The sequence below is a fragment of the Halorubrum sp. ARQ200 genome, from assembly GCF_005435115.1.
GTDB classification, from domain to species: Archaea; Halobacteriota; Halobacteria; order Halobacteriales; family Haloferacaceae; genus Halorubrum; species Halorubrum tropicale.
Genome location: NZ_SGTZ01000001.1, coordinates 1 through 18,059, shown reverse-complemented (window position 1 = coordinate 18,059; position 18,059 = coordinate 1). Strand labels below are relative to the sequence as shown.

The following is an 18,059-nucleotide window of genomic DNA, read 5'->3' as shown; positions in this document are numbered from 1 at the left end:
GGTTCGAGCCAGCGAGCGCGGGCGCCGAGGGCTTCGAAACCGAGCACTCGGACGCTCGAAGCGGCGTCTTCGGTCGGGGAGGCCTACGCGACCGGGTCGACGCCGATGGTGAGCGTGACGTCCTCGACCTCCCACTCCTCGACGAGGCCGTCCTCGGCGTCCGCCGCGTCGGTCGGGTCGTCGAACCAAGCGTCGGCGCGCACTTCGCCGGCGATGAGGTCGGCGTGGTCGTCCACGAAGCCGGCCACGCGGTCGTCGTCGACGCCGACGCCGACGCGGATCCGCGCCTCCACGTCCAAGTCGAGCTCCTTGCGCATCTCCTGGATCCGGCGGATCACGTCGCGGGCGTACCCCTCGGACTCGATGTCGGGGGTCAGCGAGGTGTCGACGTAGACGGTGCCGCCCTCGAAGTCGGCGCCGGAGACGTGCTCCGGGGGCTCAGCGACGTACTCGACCATCTCGTCGTCGAGGTCGACGGGCTGGCCGTCGACGGTCACCTCGCCGCTCTCGACCGCCGCGCGGTCGGCGCCCTGAACCGCCTCCATCACCTTCTGGGCGTCGCCGCCGAACGCGGGTCCGATGGCCGCCATCTGCGGCTCCGCGGTCTCGACGAGCTCGTCGAAGGCGTCCGTGACGAGCACCTCGCGGGCGTTGACGCGGTCGGCGATCAGCGCTTCGAGCCGGTCGACCGCGGCCGCGACGGTCTCGTCGGCCGTCTCGACGACGACGCGCGGGACGGGCCAGCGGAGCTTCCGGCCGGCCTGCTGACGCGCGTTCGCCGCCGCCTCCTCCACGTCGCGGAAGACCGCCACGTCGCGTTCGAGGTCAGGGTCGCGCAGGTCGGCGTCCGGCTCGGGGTACGACAGCGCGTGGACGGTCGTCGCCGCGCCGTCGAGCCGCTGGTACATCCGCTCGGTCAGGTACGGCGCGATCGGCGCGAGCAGGCGGATCACCTCGTCGAGGACGGTCGCGAGCGTGGCGTAGGCGCCGCGCTTCGAGGCGGAGTCGGCCTCCTCCCACATGCGGTCGCGGACCGCCTTCACGTAGAACCGCGACACGTCCTGCGTGACGAACTCGATGACGGCGTTGACCGCATCGCTGACCTGGTAGTCGTCCCAGGCGTCGGCGACCTCGGCCTCCACGGACTGGAGCCGCGAGAGCACCCACTCGTCGACGAGTTCGAGCTCGCCGTCCGAGAGGTCCGCCTCGGCGGGGTCGTAGCCGTCGAGCTCCATGTACTCCAGCGGGAACCGGAACACGTTCCAGAGGATGTTGAGCTTACCCTGGATCTCGCCGAGCCCGTCCCACTCGAACGCGAGGTCGACCCCCTGCTGGTCGTGGCTGAGGAGGTACGTGCGGAGCGGGTCGCGGCCGGCGCGCTCGATCGCCTCCTCCGGCGTGACGATGTTGCCGACCGACTTCGACATCTTCCGGCCGTCCTCGTCGTTGGCGAAGCCGTGCATCAGCACCTCCTCGTAGGGGATCTGGTCGACCGCGGCGGTGCCCATCCCGAGCTGCGACCAGAACCAGCCGCGGGTCTGGTCGTGCGCCTCGATGATCAGGTCGGCGGGCCACAGCTCGTCGTGCGCGGCCTCGTCGCTCGGGTAGCCCAGCGTCCCCCACGAAGCGACGGAGGAGTCGAGCCACACGTCGAACACGTCCTCGACGCGGCGGTACGTCGTCCCGTCCTCGACGATAGTGAGGTCGTCGACGGAGGGGCGGTGGAGGTCGATCGACTCGGGGTCGACGTCCTCCTCGACGCGCTCGGCGAGCTCCTCGCGGGTGCCGATCACGATCATGTCCTCGTCGAGGTCGCCGGCGTCGGCGTCCTCCGGCACCCAGATGGGGATCGGGATCCCCCAGTAGCGCTGGCGGGAAACGTTCCAGTCGGGCGCGTCCTCGATGAAGTCGCGGAACCGGTTGTCGCGGGCCCAGTCGGGGTGCCACTCCGAGTCCTCCATGTTGTCGAGGAGGTCGTCTTTGACGTCCGTGATCGAGATGAACCACTGGTCGGTGACCAGCTGAACGATCCCGGTGTCACACCGCCAGCAGTGGCCGTAGCTGTGGTCGACGGTGCCGTGCGCGAGCATATGTCCGTCGGCGACGAGGTCGTCGACGATGTCGTCGTTGGCGTCGCGCACGAACTGGCCGGCGTACTCGCCGGCCGCCTCGGTGAACTCGCCGTTCGGCTTCACGGGGCAGTGGATGTCGAGTCCGAGCTCCGTGCCGCGCTGGAAGTCCTCCTCCCCGTGGCCGGGCGCGGAGTGGACCAGTCCGGTCCGGTCGGCCTCCACGTAGTCGGCGGCGTACACCCGACCGGCGCCCTCGAAGTCGGGGTACTCGGCGACGCGGTCGGCGAGCGGGTGGTCGTACGCCCAGCCGACGAGCTCGTCGCCCGTCAGCTCGGCCTCGACCTCGTAGTCCTCGTAGCGCCCCTCGCCGAGCACGTCCTCGACGCAGTCGGCGGCGACGTAGATGAGCTCGCTCTCGCCGTCCTTCTCCGCGCGGACGGCGTTGTAGGTGAGATCCTCGTCGACGGCGACGAAGGTGTTCGCGGGGATGGTCCACGGCGTCGTCGTCCAGATGACGAGGCTCCCCTCGCGGTCGGCGAGCGGGAACTTCACGTAGACGGAGGGGTCCTCGACGTCCTCGTACTCCACCTCGTTGTTTGCGAGGCCGGTCTCGCAGCGCGGGCACTGCGAGATGGACCGCTTCCCCTGCTCGACGAGGCCGTTGTCGGCGACCTCGGAGAACGCCCACCAGGCGGCCTCCATGTACTCCGGCGAGATGGTCTCGTACGGGTCGTCCCAGTCCATCCACGCGCCGATGGATTTGAAGTCCTCGTCCATCGCCGCCCGGTTCTCCAAGGCGAACTCCTTACACTTCTCGATGAACGCCTCCATCCCGTACTCCTCGATGTCCCGCTTGTTCTCGAAGCCGAGCTCCTCCTCGACTTTGACCTCGATCGGGAGCCCGTGCATGTCGTAGCCGGGGCGGTCGGTGACGCGGTGGCCGGTCATCCGCTTGTACCGGATGACGGCGTCCTTCAGCGTCTTGTTCCAGGCCGTCCCGAGGTGCATCTGCCCGGAGGTGTACGGCGGGCCGTCCACGAAGAAGAACGGCGGGTCGTCGGCGTGCGCCTCCTTCGCCGCCTCGTAGGCGTCGTGGTCGTCCCAGTACTCGTCGACCGCGGACTCGACGTCCGCGGGCGCGTACTGGTCGTCGATCTGCTCCATACGCGTTGGTCTGCGCGCGCGTATTTGAATACGGCGGAGTCGTGGGAACGGTTCAGCGGCGGCGAGGCGGGACAAGACACTTCTCCCGGGAGGCGGACGCAGCGAACATGGAGACGCCGCGACTCGTCCGCGAGGACCTCGGGTACGCGCTCCTCGGCGGCCCGGCACTGGCCGCCGCCGCGTACCTGGCCGGCGCGTGGCTCGCCGGCACCGGCGCCGGCGTCGCCGCCGCAGTCGCGGCGTACGCCCTCGGCTGGGCGCTCGCGGCGCGGGGGTCCGGGTCGGCGTCAGAGCGGTCGGCGTCCGAGCGATCGACCGCGAACGCGGACGACGGCTCGGACCGGCGCGAGCGGGAGGCCGAGGCGGGGAAGAGCGGCTACGGCGGCGGTGGCGGCGGCGGGTAGCGGAGGCGATTTCCCGGCCCCACTGACCGTCAGATCGGCCGGGAATGCGGGATTCAGGCCCGCTTACGGCAAGTAATCGGGTCATACCTATACTGACCGACCGCGTACGCCGCGTATGAACGTCGCACGTTCGACGCTGGTCACCGCGGCAGTACTGTTCGTCGCGGTGACCGCGACCGGCGGCGCGTTCGCCGCCGACCCGGTGACGCTCACCGTCTCCGTGACCGATCGGGACGGCGACGCCGTCGCCGGTGCGACGGTCGAGGCGACGTGGGAGACCGACGCCGGTGAGACGGGGACCGCGTCCGGGACGACGGCGAGCAACGGGAACGTCCTCCTCGACGTCCCGGAGGGCGCCGGCGTCGAGTTGGACGTCGACGACGACGCTTACGTCCGGAACCGTCCGCTCCGGGTCGAGAACGCCAGCGAGACGACCGTGGACCTCGGGGTCTCACGGAGCGGCACCGCGACCGTGACTGTCGTCGACGGGGAGAACCGGTCGCAGCCGGACGCGACCGTCCGGGTCCGCGAAGGCGGGCGGACGATCGACCGGGGCGAGACCGAGGCGGACGGGCGGTACGAGACGGCGCGCCTCGAACGCGGCGACTACGAGGTCGTCGTCGTGAAGCCCGGGTACCTGGAGGCGTCCGTCCCCGTGACCGTGGGGGACGGCGGCGAGGCCCGGGTCGCCGTCGAGCGAGGCGCCACGACGCTCGACGTGCGGGTCTTCGACGACCACTTCGACCCGCCGGTCCCGATCGAGACGGGGGCGGTGCGGGCCTCCTCCTCGGTGTTCGACGGGCGGGTGAGCGTGACCGACGGGACCGCATCGCTCACCGTACCGGTGAACGCCGTCTACACGGTCGCGGTCGTCAAGAACGGATACGACGCCACGTCCGAGCGGGTCAGGGTGGAGGAGTCGGCGGTGAGCGTGAACGCCACCGCGCAGCGCAGCGCCGCACTCGTCGCCGAGCCCGCGAACGACCGCGTCCTCGTCGGGGAGACGACGCGCGTGACCGTGCGGAACGCCTACGACGAGCCGGTCGGTGGTGCGACCGTCGAACTCGACGGCGAGGCCGTCGGGGAGACCGACGACCGCGGCGAGTTCGAAGTGACGATCCGGACCGCCGGTGACCGGACGCTCGTCGCGCGGGACGGCGACACCGTCTCCGAACCGGTGACGGTCGTGGGCGTCGACGAGTCGGCGACGGACCGCGACGACGGGAGCGCCGACGACGCGGACGGCGACGCGTCCGACGGCGACTCGTCGAGCGGCGACGGGACCACCGACGACGAGAACCCCGGATTCGGCGTCGTCGCGGCCGCGGTCGCTCTCCTCGCGCTGTCCGTCGCGGGCCGGACCCGCGGCCGGTGAGGGCGTCGCGGCGGCCGTCGGGAGCGACCGGCTGACGAGCGCCCGCCGGCCCGCCGGGGTTCCTCAGCGGGAGTCCGGGGCCCCGTCCGCGAAGTAGTCCGCGAGCCGCTCGGCCGCCTCGGTCGCGCGCGGCGTCACCAGCGCGAACCGGATCCACTCGTCGCGGGCGGTGCCGAACGCCTCTCCCGGCATGCCGGCGACGCCCGCCTCGTCGACCAGGCGCTTGACGTTCGCCATCGTGCCGGGGAACCCCTCGAAGCGCGCGAGGACGTAGAAGGCACCCTCCGGGCGGCTGTACTCGGCGCCGGCCGCGTCGAGGGCGTCGGTGAAGGCCGCGACACGGTCGGCGAGCAGCTCGCGCGACTCGGCGTAGTAGTCGTCCGGGGTCTCGGCGAGCGCGTGGTAGACCGCGTACTGGGAGGGACGGGCCCCGGTGACGTTCACGAGCATGTGACGGGTCTTCGCGTCGCCGACGTGCGCCTCGGGGAACACGCCGTAGCCGACCCGGAGCCCCGTGATCGCCATCGACTTCGAGAAGCCGCTGGTGACGATCACGCGCTCGGAGTCGAGGGTTAGGGCCGACTCGAAGGAGCCGGCGAGGTCGAACTGACCGTACACCTCGTCGGCGACGACCACGGCGTCGACCGCCTCGGCGACCGCGACGACCTCGCGGACCGCGTCGAGGTCGTAGACGGCGCCGGTCGGGTTGTTCGGGGTGTTCAAGACGATCAGCGCGGTGTCCTCGCTCGCGGCTTCGCGGACCGCGTCGACGTCGAGGCGCCCGTCGCGGGCGGTGGGCACGAGCGTCGGCTCGCCGCCGAGCAGGTGGGTCTTCCCCGGGTAGTACGGGTACACCGGGTCCATCAGGAGCGCCTCGTCGCCGGCGCCGCGGTCGAGCGCGCGCGCCATCGCGAGGTAGTTCGCCTCGCCGGTGCCGTTGGTGACGACCACGCGCTCGGGGTCCACGTCGCGGCGCTCGGCGATCGCCTCGCGGAGCTCGCGGAGCCCGTCGCTCGGCGGGTACTGGAAGTCGGCGGGCGGCAGGTCGGCGTACTCGCGGAGCGCCTCCCGGAGCACGGCGGGCGGCTCCCAGTCGGGGTTACCGCTCACCATGTCGATGACGTCGCCGTCGGCGCCCGCGGCGTACCGCATCACGTGGAAGAACTTCGGCTCCTCGTACTCCATACGGTCGGGTCGGACGCGGTCGCCGTGGCTCTTTCGACCCGAACGCCGGGGCCGCCGACGGGGGAGGCGCGGCGTCCCACCGAGTCACCGCGATCCGGTGGTTTGACCTGCCGACCCGCACACGGGGAGACATGAACAAACGCGGCCACGTGCTCAACGGCCTGCTGCTCGCCCTCGGGCTCGGCTTCATCCTCGAACCGGGGCTCGACGCGGCGACCGCGACGACCGTCGCCGAGATCACCGTTCCCGTCGTGTTGGGGGCGCTGTTCCCCGACGTCGACACCGCCTTCGGGCGCCACCGGAAGACGCTCCACAGCCTCCCCGTGCTGGCAGTGTTCCTCGCGTACCCGATCTTCTTCGGGAACCTCCAGTACGTCTGGATCGGCGTGTTGACTCACTACGTCCTCGACGTGGTCGGGAGCCGCCGGGGTATCGCGCTGTTCCACCCCCTCTCGGACCGGGAGTTCGGATTCCCGAGCGGCGTGACGACGAGCAGCAAGTACGCCGACCTCGTCACGGTGGTCATCACCGCGATCGAGCTGGCGGGCTTCTGGGCGATCCACACCTACGTCGTCAGCCTCGATCTGGACCTGTCCGCCGCGTCGGAGGCCGCGGCCGGATTCGGACTGTGAGCGCGACGCGCTACTCGTAGACGCTCACGTCGTCGAACCGCCCCTCGTAGGCGACGTTCGACGGCAGGGTAGGCTCGTTTCCGGAGAGGAACATCCGGTCGAGCTTCGCCCACGTGTTCTCGTAGCCGAGGTGTGCGAACTCGACGAGCCCCCGGAGCCGGTGGCCGACGCCGCCGCGGTGGATCACCGTCCGCGGGCGGCGCTCGCGGAACGCCTCGGCGACCGCCGCGGCGTCGTCAAGGTCGCCCCCGAAGGCGGTCCACGCCTCGCCGACCGTGCCGGGGAGGTGGGCGTACGACGAGCCGAAGCCGGCGCAGCCGGTCTCCGACGCGGTCCGGCGGGCGCGGGCGTTCTGGTGGGGGAGGAGCTTCGTGTTGTACGTCTCGACGGCGTCGATCCGGGCGGCGTGCGCGTCCACCTCGGGCCGCGTGAGCGAGATGGTGGCGAACCCGGGGTGCGGGACGAGGACGGCCGCGTCCTGGCGCTCGAACTCGGCCATGGCGCCCTCGAAGGTGATGTAGTCGGGGACCGGGTCGGAGAGCCCGAGCGCGAGGAGGTGCCGCCGGTTCCCCCAGTCGCCGGTAAACACCTCGCGGGCGGGGACGACGGTCAGCTCGTCGTCGCTGTAGCGGGCCGCGCGCTCGCGGACCGTCGGGAGCCGCGTGAAGTGCGGCGCGTACACGAGCGCGTCGATCCCGCGGGCCTTCGCGCGGGCGACGACCTCGTCGTCGAGCACCTTGACGTGGGCGTCGACGCGCGTTTGCGATCGGGTCACGGTCGCACGGTCGTCGCGCCCGCGCAAAGGCGTATCGTTCGACGACGACGGTGCCGCGGCCGCGGGTCGGACCGCGCGGCGGCGGCCCGTCCCGGCGTCTCGCCGAGTTGGGAAACCGTTAATCCCTCTCGGGCGAGTGTTCCCGGTATGGCTCCTCGCTGGACGTGCGGCATCGGCGACTGCGACGCCGCCTTCGACGACGTGGAGGCGGCGATCGTCCACCAGACGAACGACCACCAGCGCCACGAGTGCAAGGTGTGCGGCACGATCGTCCCGGACGGCTACTTCGCGATCCGCCACGCGTTCGACGAGCACACCCGCGCCGAGTTCGTCCGCGCGTACGACGCCGACTCCGCGGCGGTCCGGCGCCGCGAGGAGATCAAAGGCGAGATCGAGGCCGCCGCGGACCTCCAGCGCGTCGTCGAGGAACTCGATCGGAACGTCTGAGGCGGATCTGTCGTCCCCGAGCTACAGCACCCGCTTCCCGAACGCGCTCGCCGCGAGCTCCGTCGCCAGCTCCGCCGTCTCGTTGTGCTGGTCCAGCGTCGGGTTCACCTCGACGATCTCCATCGAGCGGAGCGCGTCCGTCTCGTCGACGATCTCCATCGCGCTGTGCGCCTCGCGGTAGGTGACGCCCCCGCGGACGGGCGTCCCGACGCCGGGCGCGGCGTTCGGGTCGAGCCAGTCGAGATCGAGGCTGACGTGGATCCCGTCGACGCCGGCCGAGGCGACGTCGAGCGCCTCCTCCGTGACCTCGGTTATCCCCCGCTCGTCGATGTCGGACATCGTGTACGCGGCGAAGTCGCGCTCGCGGATGAGCTCCGCCTCCGCGCCGTCGACCGACCGCAGCCCGACGAGGGCGACGTTCTCCGGCGAGAGCCCCGGCGCGGTCGCCCACTCGGCGTCCGCGAACTCGCCGATCCCGAGGGCGGCCGCCAGCGGCATCCCGTGGACGTTGCCCGACGGCGTCGTCGCGGGCGTGTTGAGGTCGGCGTGCGCGTCGAACCACACGGCGCCGATGTCCGCGTCGCGCGCGGAGCCGGCGAGGCTCCCGATGGCGATCGAGTGGTCGCCGCCGAGCGCGAGCGGCACGTCGCCGGCGTCGAGCGTCGCGGCGACCTCGTCGCCGAGCTCCCGGCACACGTCGGCGGTCTCGCGGAGGAACTTCGCCTCCCCGACGCTGGGCGCGTCCGCGTCCGGGTCGCGCTCCTCCGCCCGCGGGACGGGGAGGTCGCCCGCGTCGACCGCCTCGACGCCGGCGCCGGCGAGCTGGCCCGCGAGCCCGCCGTACCGGATCGCCGACGGTCCCATGTCGACCCCGCGTCGGTTCGCCCCGTAGTCGGTCGGCGCGCCGATAATCCTGACCGTGGTCATACCGGGTACGCGACGCCGCGGCGCTTGAATGGTGGGGATCGACGCGGCCGCGGCCCGCGAGGGCGGCGGAGAGCGCCCGGTTCGCCTCGCCGGATCGGACACCGTTTTGCGCCCGGGCCGCCACGGGGCGGTCATGGGCAGTTCCGATCCCTACTCGGTCGAGCCCGGCGACATCGAGCCGATCGGCGCGACCATCGCGGTCGCGTTCACCGGCGCGGCGATCGGGCTCGTCGGCGCCGCGGTGTCGTTCGTCGCCGTCGACTTCGGGCTTGCGCTGATCGGCGTCGGCGTGGTCGTCGCGCTGTCGAGCCCGCTCGCGTACGTGCGCATGAAGCGGCTGCGCGGGGAGTAGCCCCGGAACGCGCAGCGCTGGCTGTACCCGGCCGTCGAGGCGGTTTCACACGATCATTTATAAGCGAATTCCATCGCATTTAAGCGGGGGCGTCGTGTATTCGAGACCATGTCATCGATCGAGCTCACGTCAAGCCAGAAGAGCATCCTCACGGCCCTCATCAACCTGTACGGGGAACAGGAAGACGCCGTCAAAGGCGAGGCGATCGCCGAGGAAGTCGACCGCAATCCCGGGACGATCCGGAACCAGATGCAGAGCCTCAAGGCCCTCCAGCTCGTCGAGGGCGTCCCCGGTCCGAAGGGCGGCTACAAGCCCACCTCGAACGCCTACGAGGCGCTCGACATCCAGCGCATGGACGAGCCGGCCGACGTCCCGATCTCCCACGAGGGCGAGCAGGTCGAGGGGACCAACGTCGACGGGATCGACCTCTCCAGCGTCCACCACCCCGAGCTGTGCCGCGCCGAGATCCACGTCCAGGGCTCGGTCCGCGACTTCCACGAGGGGGACAGCGTCACCGTCGGCCCGACGCCGCTCTCGAAGCTCGTCATCGACGGCACCGTCGACGGCAAAGACGACACCGCGAACATTCTCATCCTGCGGATCGACGACATGCGGGCGCCCGACGAGCCGGCCGAACACTGATCTAGAAGCGGGACTCGTCTACCGGTTCGAGAAATCCTCGGAGAGCGCGGACTGATTTGTCGACGGCCGGAGTCGAGCGTCGGAGGCCGAAGGCGCGTCGACGAAAGGCGTCGCCCGCGCTTACATGTCGCCGAACGCGCTGACGCCGCGGCTCGCGGAGGAGACCTTGGCGATCCAGCGCGTGGCGATGGCCTTCTTCAGCAGCTTCGCGGGCTTGCCGCCGAACGTCTTGATCGGCATGCCCACCACGTCGTGGGCGACCGCCTCCTCGCCGACGGAGACGACGGTGCCCTTGTCCTCGTGGGTCCACGAGCGGAGCGGCGCGCCCCGGGCGGCGCGCGCGAGGTTGGCGCCGGCGACCTCGGCGGCCTGCCAGGCGGCCTGCGCGGTCGGCGGGGCCACGTCGTCCTCGCCCTGCTCGACGAGGGCGGTGTCGCCGATGGCGAACACGCGGTCGTCGCTGGTGGCGAAGTCGGAACCGGCGTGGACGCGGTTCGAGCGGTCGTCCTTGTCGACCTCGACGTGCTCCAACTCGGGCTGGCCCGTAATTCCGCCGGTCCAGATCAGCACGTCGTAGCCCAGCTCCTCGGGCTCTTCGTCCTCGCCGCCGCCGAGGTAGACAGCCTCCTCGTCGGCCTCCGAGATGAAGTCGCCGGTGAGGATGTCGATGTCGGCGTCCTCGAGCCGCTGGCGGAGCGCGCCCTGGATCTGCGGGTCGTTACCGGGGAAGACCTCGTCGAGCCCCTCGACGAGCTTGATATCGAGCGGCGCGCGGTGCTTGTCGCGGTACTCGGCGATCTCGCCGGCCGTCTGGATGCCGGAGAGGCCGGCGCCGCCGACGATGACCTGCGCGGGGTCGGAGCGGGTCGCGTCCGCGGCCGCCTCGCGCACGTCCTCGTGGATCGCCTTCGCGTCGTCGAGTCCCTTCAGCTGGCGGGCGTTCTCCTTCAAGCCCTCGATGCCGAAGAACGCGGTCGTGGAGCCGACCGCGAGGAGGAGGTAGTCGTAGTCGACGGTCGTGCCGTCGTCGGTCTCGACGACGCGCTCGTCGGTGTCGACGTCGACGACCCGGCCCTGAACGAAGTCGGACTCGGGCGACTTGATCTCGTCGACGGGGATCGTGATCTTGTCCTCGACGGCGGGGTTGCGGATCGCGCGGTGGACCTCGTGTAAAACGAGGTGGTAGTCGTGTTCCGAGATCCACGTGAGATCGGCCTCGCCCTCGCCGACCTCGTCTTCGAACGCCTTGACCGCCCCTGCGCCGGCGTATCCCGAGCCGACGACCACGACCTGTGTACTCATGCCTGCCGCTCCGCGGCGCGCGGGTAAAGTCGCTTTGGAACGGTCGCGATCGGCGGTCCGGCCCGCGGCGGGACGGCGCGTTACAGCGAGAGCCCGGCGTGCCAGCGGTCGGCGCCCGCCTCCCGCTTGACCTCGTCCATGCGCGCGAGCAGCTTCACCGCGAGGCTCGCCGTCTCAGCCGCGCGCGACTCGCCCTCCGTCCGGAACTCGCCGGTGACGCGGTTGGCGTAGACGGAGCAGACCGCGCCCGCACGGAGCCCGTACACGTTCGCGATCGTCAGGATCGCCGACGCTTCCATCTCGATGTTCTTCACGTTCGCGTCCCGGAGCTCCGCGACGAGTTCGTCCGAGCCGGCGGCCTCGAACCCGTCGAATCCCGGGCGCCCCTGCCCGGCGTAGAAGGAGTCGGCGCTCATCGTCACGCCGGTGTGGTAGTCGTGGCCCAGCCGCTCGGCGGCCGCGACGAGCGCGGAGACGACCTCGCCGTCCGCGGCAGCGGGGTAGTCCTCGCGCACGTACTCGTCGCTCGTCCCCTCCTGTCGGACGGCCCCGGTCGTGATGACGAGGTCGCCCACGTCCATCTCCGGCTGGATCGCGCCGCAGGAGCCGACCCGGATGAACGTGTCGACGCCGACGCGCGCCAGTTCCTCGACGGCGATGGCGGCCGACGGCGAGCCGATGCCGGTGGAGGTCACCGAGATGGGTGCGCCGTCGTAGGTGCCGGTCGCGGTGCGGTACTCGCGGTGGCGCGCGACCTCCTCGTGGCCGTCCCACAGCGCGGTGATCTTGTCGACTCGCTCGGGATTGCCGGGGAGGAGGACGGCGTCCGCGACGTCCTCGGGCGCGGCCTCGACGTGGTAACCGGCCTCGTCGTTCGGGTCCTCGCTGTCGTCGGTCATGTCTCCGCCCTTCGCCGAGCCGTTTAAAAGTAGTTCCGTCTCGGTCGCCCGCCGGCGTCACTCCCGGCTGGCGTCGTCGAGCGTCCCCTCGCTGATCGTGTTCGGGAGGAGTTCGCCCAGCGTGTACTCGGTCACGGCGTCGCCGCCCTCGTCGCAGGCGACGACGAGGTCGTCGGCCGCGAACTCGGCGAGCGTCTGCCGGCACATCCCGCAGGGCGTGACGCCGTCGCGGACGCCCGACGAGACCGCGATCCGGTCGAACTCGCGGTGGCCGTTCTTCACCGCCTCCGCGAGCGCGACCTCCTCGGCGTGGAGGCTGTTGGAGTAGTTGGCGTTCTCGATGTTACAGCCGGTGAACACGGTGCCGTCAGCGGTCCGCAGCGCGGCGCCGACGCGGTACTCGGAGTACGGGACGTGGGCGGCGTCCAAGGCCTCGCGCGCCGCGGCGATCAGGTCGTCCATACCGGCGCGTGACGCGGCGGGCCGATAACTGTACTGTGTCGCGGTCGGGGGCGGGCCCGCGGTCCGGTCAGGCGCGGTCCACCCACGCCGAGAAGCCGCCGTCGATGAGCGTGTCGGCCTGCTGGCGGATGTACTCGCGCTGGGTGTCGACCACGGCCGTCTCGAAGTCGTCGCCGTCGTCGAGGCGGGCGCGGACGCGGTCGCGCTTCCAGCTGGCCGGGGTCGTCCGGTTGGCCACGCGCCACCGGAGCGGCGCGACCCACTCGGCGGCCTCGTCGGCGGCGCAGCCGGCGGTCCGGAGCCCGGCCTCCGCGTGGTCGAGGAGGTCCTCGTACAGCGCGTCCGTGTCCGTGGTGTGCTGGCCGTCCGGACCGATCCACTCCATCTCGGCGTCGAGCCCGTCGGCGACCGCCGCGTAGAAGTTGTCGCGAGCGGTCTCCCAGTCGAGCCCGATGACCGGGTGTTCGCGCTGGGCGAGCGACTGCAGCAGGCCCGCGAACGCCCCCTGGAACGCGATGGAGTCGCGGACCGTGGGCTGGCCGGGGATCGGGCGGAACTCGATGCGCGCGTTCGCCGCCGAGCGGCTCGCCCCCTCGAAGACGGGCCGCACCCACCGCCAGTAGCTGCCGTGTTTGGTCCGGAACGTCGCGAAGTCGTCGTCGAACCGGTCGCTGCCGCCCGGGTCGGGCATCGGGATCAGCGTCTCGTCGGCCGCGATGCGGTCGACCGCGGTCTCGACGTCGCGGAAGTCCCGCGGGAACCGCACCTTGTCCGCGTCGGTGCGGGCGTTGAGTACGGACTCGAACACGTGGACGCGGTTCTCGGTCGCCCCCTCCGCGAGGATCCGCTCGCCGTCCCAGCCGTCGTCGTACAGGTCCGGCGGGAAGAACGGGGAGTTGACGCCGAGCGCGAGCAGGGGGCCGGCGATCCGGAGCGCGTACCGGAAGTGCCGCGGTAGCGTCTCTGCGTGCGCCACCTGATAGTGCGGCTGGATCGACGTGATGAGGCTCTCGGGCATCACCGTGTCCGCCGCCAGCGACACGCCGGGGGCGGAGAGCTCGACGCGGCTGCCCGCCGACCGCGCGTCGTCGGGTCCGTCCCCGTCCGCCGCGTCGGGGTCCGCGTTCGCCATCGCGTGGTAGCGGACCGCGTCGCTCATGTTGACCGCGACGACGACGCCGTCGACCTCGACGCTGTCGGTGAGGTACCCCTCCGCGGTCTCGCCCGCGGGCGGGATAGTCCAGAGGCCGTCGGAGACGAGCCGCATCCCCTCGACGCCGGCGGTGTTCTCCGCGGCCTCCAGGCGCGCGCGGACCTCGGCGAGCTGCGCTCGGAGCCCGTGGTCGGAGAGCGGCTGCGGGCTCGTACACATCTCGGCGTTGTGGAGCCCGAGTTCCTTCTCGAAGCCCATCAGCTCCAGCAGGCGGCGCGGCACGCGCATCAGCGCGTACTCGCCCGCCCGCGACTCCTCGCTCCATCGCCCGTCGCCGACCGCGTAGAACTCGTACTCGAAGCCGACGATCGACTGGTGGTTGTCGAAGGAGCCGTCGCGGAGCTCCTGTTTGACGATCTCGGCCTCCTCGGCCGCGCGCTCGGCGAACGCCTCGGCGTCGACCGAAAGCGCCTCCCGGACCCCGTCGGCGAGCGCGGACTCGGTGGTCATGCGACCGGGGAAGGAGTCGGCGAGGTGAAAAGGTCACCGGCCGCGAGAGCGTACGGGTCGAGTTCCCACGACGGCTCCGCCCGGCCCGCGCGCCTACTGGTTCGCCGAGCGCGCGTCGAGCGCGACGGGGATCGAGCGGCTCGCCACGTCGCCCGCGAACGCCTCGCCGTCCGCTTCCAGCAGGTCGAAGGTGTCGTAGTGGACCGGGACGACGAGGTCCGGGGCCATCGCCTCGGCGAGGTCGGCCGCCGCGCGCCGGTCGGCGACGATGCCGCCCCCGCCGATGTTCGCGAGGAAGACGGAGACGTCCAGCTCGGCGAACCCGTCGAGCGCGTCCGAGTCGCCGGGCCAGAAGACGGTGCGGCCCCCGAGCGACAGCAGGTAGCCGCAGCCGAAGCCGGGCGGGTGCGCGACCGAGCCGTCGGCGTCGGCGTTCGGTCCCTCGGGGTCGTTGTGGGCGGGCACGGACCACACCGTGACCTCGCCGGCCGGCGTGTCGACGTCGACGCGGTCCTCCTCGCCGACGCGGACCACGTCGTAGTCGGCCGCGAGCGCGTCGATCGGCTCCACGTCGCGGTCGATGCCCGCGGGGTCGACCGCCTCGTAGATGACCACCGTCGCGTCCTCGCTCGCGACCGACCGGATGCCGTCGCTGTCGTAGTGGTGGTCGTGGGTGACGACGACGAGGTCGCCGTCGCGCGCCCAGTAGTCGTCGAGGACGCCGTACCGACCGGGGTCGGTGTAGGCGACCGGCCCCCCGTCCGTCTCCAGCCGCGCCGTCGCGTAGCCGAGCCACTCCACGGTGAGCTCCTCGAATCGGACCGTCATGTCACGGGGTCCGGCCGCGGGCGCCTTGAGGGTGGCTATCGGTCGCGGTCGCCGGCGTCGTCGCCCGCGCCGCGCGTCCCGCCGGCCGCGTCGGGCCCGTCGTCGATCACGACCAGGTCCCACGCCGCGGCGAGCGCGTCGTCCCCGAGCGAGCGCCCCAGCGCGTGCTCGGGGACGAGCGGCATCGGGACCGGGACGTATCCGGCGTCGCGCATCGCCCCGAAGCCGCCGAGCGTCTCGACGACGGCCCCGTCGTCGCCCCGCCGGACCCGGAACCGCTTGTCGTCCGGGTCGCGGCGGTACGCGAACGGGAACGCCGCGTCCGGCGGCGTCCGGAGGCTCTCGACGCCGGCGAGGACCGCGACTGGAGTCCCGTCGACCTCGCAGACGAGCCGCGGGACGACCGGGCGGCCCGCCTCGTCGACCGCGGCGGCGTCGACTCCCGAGTCCGCCGTCACCGGGCCGACCGGGGTGTCCGTCTCGCGCCACGCGAACGTCGGGTCGCCGAGCCCCTCGGCGCGAACGCAGGCGTAGCCGCCGCCGGCGACCGGGATCCGGTCCGGACCGAGGTGGAAGGTCCGCCGGCCGTCGCGGCGCGCGGCCAGCAGCGGCGGGTCGGCAAGGAGGTCGCGCACGGCGGCCGCGGTGGCGTCGTCGCGAGCGACGAACAGGACGCTGCGGTCGCGGTCGAGGGCGTGGCCGAGCCGCGAGACGATCACGGTCGGCGTCGCGTCGTCGGGGGCTAGCGGCTCGACCGCGATCCGCTCGTCGCCGCGGGTCGCGACCGCCGGGGGCTCGACGCCGCTCTCCGGGCGGTCGACCGCGAACCCGTCGCCGGCGAGCCGGGCGGCGGCCGCGTCGGTGAGGTCGCGCCGCGTCGCGTCCCCGAGCGGGCCTGGCATGGGCGTCACTACGCGCCGAGGGGTCAAGGGGTTTCGCGTGGCGGAACGCCGGGCGCGGTCGCGTCGCCGCCGGCCCGCCGACCGCGGCTCACTCGTCGTCGGCGAGCCGGCGGACCCGCGCGAGCGAATCGGCGTCGCCGACCCCCTTGTCCTCGCGCACGCCGACGAACCGCGGGAACCGGAGGGCGTAGCCGGCCGAGTACGTCGGCGATGTCTGGATCTCCTCGTAGCCGACCTCGACTACCAGTTCGGGGTCGAACGCGACCGTCGTTCCCGTCTCTTCGACGACGTGCGGCGCCAGCCGCTCGGTGAGGTCCGCCAGCGCCTCGTCGGTGATCCCCGTGGCCACCTTGCCGACCGTCGCGTACCCCGCGGGCACGGGGGCGTCGGCGTCGCGGTCGGCCGCGTCACGAGCCGCTGTGTCACGGCCCGCTGCGTCGCTCGCGTCCCCCTCGTCGTCGCGGACGGCGAGGAGGAACGTGCCGAACAGCTCCGCTCGGCGCCCCTCGCCCCACTCGGCGCCGACGACGACGGCGTCGAGCGTCTCCACGTCGGGCTTGCGCTTCAGCCAGTCGCGGCCGCGGTCGCCGGGCGTGTACGCCGCCTCCGGGTTCTTCAGCATCACGCCCTCGTGGCCCGCGTCGAGGGCGGTCCGCTCCGCGGCCGCGATCGCGTCGGGGTCGTCCGCGAGCGTGAGCTCCGCGGCCGCGTCCGGGAGGACCCCGCGGAGCCGGTCGTGCCGCTCGCGGAGCGGGCGGTCGAGCAGGTCGTCGCCGGCGGCGTGGAGGCAGTCGAACGCGTGGAGCCGCAGCGAGACCGCCTCGCGCATGCGGTCGACGTCGTGTTTCCGACGGAAGCGTCGCAGCACCTCCTGGAACGGGAGCGGGTCGCCGTCGTCGTCGACCGCGACGACTTCACCGTCGAGGATGACCGGGACGTCGACGCGCTCGGCGACGTACTCGACGATCTCGGGGAGCGCCTCGGTCACGTCGTCCATGTTCCGCGAGTAGAGCCTCGGGCCGAGCGCCTCGTCGCCGCCGGCCGCGGCGTCGCCGCCGCCCGCTCCGTCGTCGCCTCCGGGGTCGTAGTGGACCTGAACGCGGGCGCCGTCGAACTTCGTCTCGACGGCGACCTCGCCGAAGGCGTCGAGCGCGTCGGTCGCGGTGCCCGCCTGCGCGAGCATCGCCTGGACCGGTCGGCCGACGCGCAGCGACTCCTCGCGGAGCCCCGCGACCCCCTCGTCGCGGGCGCGGACCGCGACCCGGCCGTAGTCGTTCGTCACCTGGAGCGCCCGCTCGACGGCCGCGACCGCGTCGTCGGGCGCGGCGAGTTCCGAACCCGCCTCGTTCGACGACTCCTCGGCGGTCGCGGGCGACGCGAGAAACGCCTCGGCGACCGCGTCGCGGACCGTCCCCTCGCCGACGCCGAGCCGCATCTCGCCGAGGACGAGGCGCGCGAGGAACGCCGCCTCGCTCGGCGAGCAGCGCGTGAACAGGCCGAACAGCGCGTCCCGCTTGCGCGACTCGCTTCCCTCCCCGCTCGCGGCCGCGAGGTCGCGCAGCTCCTCGTCGAGCGCGGCCACCGTGAGCGCGTCGCGGCCGCTCCCGAACGCGGCGAGCCCCCGCTGGCCGCCGAGGTCGTACTCGGCCGCGACGGCGCCGATCTCGCCGCGCTCCGCGAGCCGGCCCTCCACGTCGGCGGCCGAGACGTTCTGCCCCGCGGCGCGGGCGATCGCCTCGCGACAGAGCGCGGGCCCGACGTCGAGGGTCCGCGTGTCGTGGGCGGGGAAGACGCGACCGAGGAGGAAGCGGACGACGACCGGGAGGTCGTCGGTCGAGCCGTCGTCCGCGGCGCCGTCGGCGTCCGCGAGCAGGTCGGCGACCGCGAGCGTGGTCTCGATGTCGCCGTCGTTCGCGGCCACCCGTTCCGCCCGTTCGGCCAGCGCGGCGAACTCCATACGCGTCCGGTCGGTGGTCGGGGGGCAAAAGCGGCCCGATGCGCCGTGCGCGGCGGGGCGCGGTGGGCGAG

17 protein-coding genes are annotated in these 18,059 nt (G+C 72.4%); 6 read left to right on the top strand and 11 right to left on the bottom strand.

The features are described 5' to 3' along the window. Positions 1 to 83: 83 nt before the first annotated feature. Positions 84 to 3,236: an isoleucine--tRNA ligase gene (ileS, locus tag EXE50_RS00085; RefSeq protein WP_137704021.1), complete on the bottom strand. Its 3,153-nt coding sequence runs from the start codon at positions 3,234 to 3,236 to the stop codon at positions 84 to 86. Positions 3,237 to 3,343: 107 nt separating this feature from the next. Between ileS and EXE50_RS00080 the strand changes: the two genes are divergently transcribed. After that, complete coding sequence (locus EXE50_RS00080) at positions 3,344 to 3,640, top strand: hypothetical protein (protein ID WP_137704020.1); 297 nt, start codon at positions 3,344 to 3,346, stop codon at positions 3,638 to 3,640. Positions 3,641 to 3,755: 115 nt separating this feature from the next. Further along, positions 3,756 to 5,015: a carboxypeptidase regulatory-like domain-containing protein gene (locus EXE50_RS00075; protein ID WP_137704019.1), complete on the top strand. Its 1,260-nt coding sequence runs from the start codon at positions 3,756 to 3,758 to the stop codon at positions 5,013 to 5,015. A 63-nt stretch (positions 5,016 to 5,078) separates the two neighbouring features. On the opposite strand, the gene EXE50_RS00070 is transcribed toward EXE50_RS00075, so the two are convergent. Then, on the bottom strand, positions 5,079 to 6,200 hold the full coding sequence (locus EXE50_RS00070) for a pyridoxal phosphate-dependent aminotransferase (RefSeq protein WP_137704018.1): 1,122 nt from the start codon (positions 6,198 to 6,200) through the stop codon (positions 5,079 to 5,081). Between the two features lie 131 nt (positions 6,201 to 6,331). On the opposite strand from EXE50_RS00070, the gene EXE50_RS00065 reads away from it, so the two are divergent. Beyond that, entirely contained in the window at positions 6,332 to 6,832 is a 501-nt protein-coding gene (locus tag EXE50_RS00065) for a metal-dependent hydrolase (RefSeq protein WP_053771532.1), read from the top strand. A 10-nt stretch (positions 6,833 to 6,842) separates the two neighbouring features. On the opposite strand, the gene EXE50_RS00060 is transcribed toward EXE50_RS00065, so the two are convergent. Next, positions 6,843 to 7,634: a PHP domain-containing protein gene (locus EXE50_RS00060; protein WP_053771533.1), complete on the bottom strand. Its 792-nt coding sequence runs from the start codon at positions 7,632 to 7,634 to the stop codon at positions 6,843 to 6,845. Positions 7,635 to 7,754: 120 nt separating this feature from the next. Here EXE50_RS00060 and EXE50_RS00055 point away from each other — a divergent pair, with 120 nt between their 5' ends. Continuing rightward, positions 7,755 to 8,054 carry a hypothetical protein gene (locus EXE50_RS00055; protein ID WP_053771534.1) on the top strand — a complete coding sequence of 100 codons (300 nt, stop codon included), beginning with the start codon at positions 7,755 to 7,757 and terminating at the stop codon, positions 8,052 to 8,054. A gap of 21 nt (positions 8,055 to 8,075) precedes the next feature. Here EXE50_RS00055 and rocF read toward each other — a convergent pair whose 3' ends face one another. After that, entirely contained in the window at positions 8,076 to 8,981 is a 906-nt protein-coding gene (gene rocF, locus EXE50_RS00050; protein WP_137704017.1) for an arginase, read from the bottom strand. Between the two features lie 133 nt (positions 8,982 to 9,114). On the opposite strand from rocF, the gene EXE50_RS00045 reads away from it, so the two are divergent. Continuing rightward, a complete protein-coding gene (locus EXE50_RS00045) occupies positions 9,115 to 9,333 on the top strand; it encodes a hypothetical protein (protein WP_053771957.1) in 219 nt (72 codons plus the stop codon). Positions 9,334 to 9,441: 108 nt separating this feature from the next. Next, the gene (locus EXE50_RS00040) at positions 9,442 to 9,975 is read left to right on the top strand and encodes an Rrf2 family transcriptional regulator (protein WP_053771536.1); all 534 of its coding nucleotides are present in this window, start codon (positions 9,442 to 9,444) and stop codon (positions 9,973 to 9,975) included. A 120-nt stretch (positions 9,976 to 10,095) separates the two neighbouring features. Here EXE50_RS00040 and EXE50_RS00035 read toward each other — a convergent pair whose 3' ends face one another. The 7 genes from EXE50_RS00035 to ligA form a co-directional block, all read right to left on the bottom strand. After that, positions 10,096 to 11,277, bottom strand: a complete 1,182-nt coding sequence (locus tag EXE50_RS00035) for an NAD(P)/FAD-dependent oxidoreductase (protein ID WP_053771537.1) — start codon at positions 11,275 to 11,277, stop codon at positions 10,096 to 10,098. 80 nt (positions 11,278 to 11,357) lie between these two features. After that, the gene (locus tag EXE50_RS00030; RefSeq protein ID WP_121599124.1) at positions 11,358 to 12,176 is read right to left on the bottom strand and encodes a nucleoside phosphorylase; all 819 of its coding nucleotides are present in this window, start codon (positions 12,174 to 12,176) and stop codon (positions 11,358 to 11,360) included. A 57-nt stretch (positions 12,177 to 12,233) separates the two neighbouring features. Next, on the bottom strand, positions 12,234 to 12,638 hold the full coding sequence (gene cdd, locus EXE50_RS00025; protein WP_053771539.1) for a cytidine deaminase: 405 nt from the start codon (positions 12,636 to 12,638) through the stop codon (positions 12,234 to 12,236). Positions 12,639 to 12,705: 67 nt separating this feature from the next. Next, positions 12,706 to 14,301 carry a hypothetical protein gene (locus tag EXE50_RS00020; protein WP_053771540.1) on the bottom strand — a complete coding sequence of 532 codons (1,596 nt, stop codon included), beginning with the start codon at positions 14,299 to 14,301 and terminating at the stop codon, positions 12,706 to 12,708. A gap of 93 nt (positions 14,302 to 14,394) precedes the next feature. Beyond that, positions 14,395 to 15,129, bottom strand: a complete 735-nt coding sequence (locus EXE50_RS00015) for an MBL fold metallo-hydrolase (RefSeq protein ID WP_137704016.1) — start codon at positions 15,127 to 15,129, stop codon at positions 14,395 to 14,397. A gap of 35 nt (positions 15,130 to 15,164) precedes the next feature. Further along, positions 15,165 to 16,031: a hypothetical protein gene (locus EXE50_RS00010; RefSeq protein WP_053771542.1), complete on the bottom strand. Its 867-nt coding sequence runs from the start codon at positions 16,029 to 16,031 to the stop codon at positions 15,165 to 15,167. Between the two features lie 88 nt (positions 16,032 to 16,119). Next, entirely contained in the window at positions 16,120 to 17,988 is a 1,869-nt protein-coding gene (gene ligA, locus EXE50_RS00005) for an ATP-dependent DNA ligase LigA (protein ID WP_137704015.1), read from the bottom strand. Between the last annotated feature and the right edge of the window lie 71 nt (positions 17,989 to 18,059).

Bases quoted from the DNA above. Each gene is read 5' to 3' on its own strand.
- ileS (WP_137704021.1), bottom strand. From the start codon at position 3,236: ATGGAGCAGATCGACGACCAGTACGCGCCCGCGGACGTCGAGTCCGCG.
- EXE50_RS00080 (WP_137704020.1), top strand. From the start codon at position 3,344: ATGGAGACGCCGCGACTCGTCCGCGAGGACCTCGGGTACGCGCTCCTC.
- EXE50_RS00075 (WP_137704019.1), top strand. From the start codon at position 3,756: ATGAACGTCGCACGTTCGACGCTGGTCACCGCGGCAGTACTGTTCGTC.
- EXE50_RS00070 (WP_137704018.1), bottom strand. From the start codon at position 6,200: ATGGAGTACGAGGAGCCGAAGTTCTTCCACGTGATGCGGTACGCCGCG.
- EXE50_RS00065 (WP_053771532.1), top strand. From the start codon at position 6,332: ATGAACAAACGCGGCCACGTGCTCAACGGCCTGCTGCTCGCCCTCGGG.
- EXE50_RS00055 (WP_053771534.1), top strand. From the start codon at position 7,755: ATGGCTCCTCGCTGGACGTGCGGCATCGGCGACTGCGACGCCGCCTTC.
- rocF (WP_137704017.1), bottom strand. From the start codon at position 8,981: ATGACCACGGTCAGGATTATCGGCGCGCCGACCGACTACGGGGCGAAC.
- EXE50_RS00045 (WP_053771957.1), top strand. From the start codon at position 9,115: ATGGGCAGTTCCGATCCCTACTCGGTCGAGCCCGGCGACATCGAGCCG.
- EXE50_RS00040 (WP_053771536.1), top strand. From the start codon at position 9,442: ATGTCATCGATCGAGCTCACGTCAAGCCAGAAGAGCATCCTCACGGCC.
- EXE50_RS00035 (WP_053771537.1), bottom strand. From the start codon at position 11,277: ATGAGTACACAGGTCGTGGTCGTCGGCTCGGGATACGCCGGCGCAGGG.
- EXE50_RS00030 (WP_121599124.1), bottom strand. From the start codon at position 12,176: ATGACCGACGACAGCGAGGACCCGAACGACGAGGCCGGTTACCACGTC.
- cdd (WP_053771539.1), bottom strand. From the start codon at position 12,638: ATGGACGACCTGATCGCCGCGGCGCGCGAGGCCTTGGACGCCGCCCAC.
- EXE50_RS00020 (WP_053771540.1), bottom strand. From the start codon at position 14,301: ATGACCACCGAGTCCGCGCTCGCCGACGGGGTCCGGGAGGCGCTTTCG.
- EXE50_RS00015 (WP_137704016.1), bottom strand. From the start codon at position 15,129: ATGACGGTCCGATTCGAGGAGCTCACCGTGGAGTGGCTCGGCTACGCG.
- EXE50_RS00010 (WP_053771542.1), bottom strand. From the start codon at position 16,031: ATGCCAGGCCCGCTCGGGGACGCGACGCGGCGCGACCTCACCGACGCG.
- ligA (WP_137704015.1), bottom strand. From the start codon at position 17,988: ATGGAGTTCGCCGCGCTGGCCGAACGGGCGGAACGGGTGGCCGCGAAC.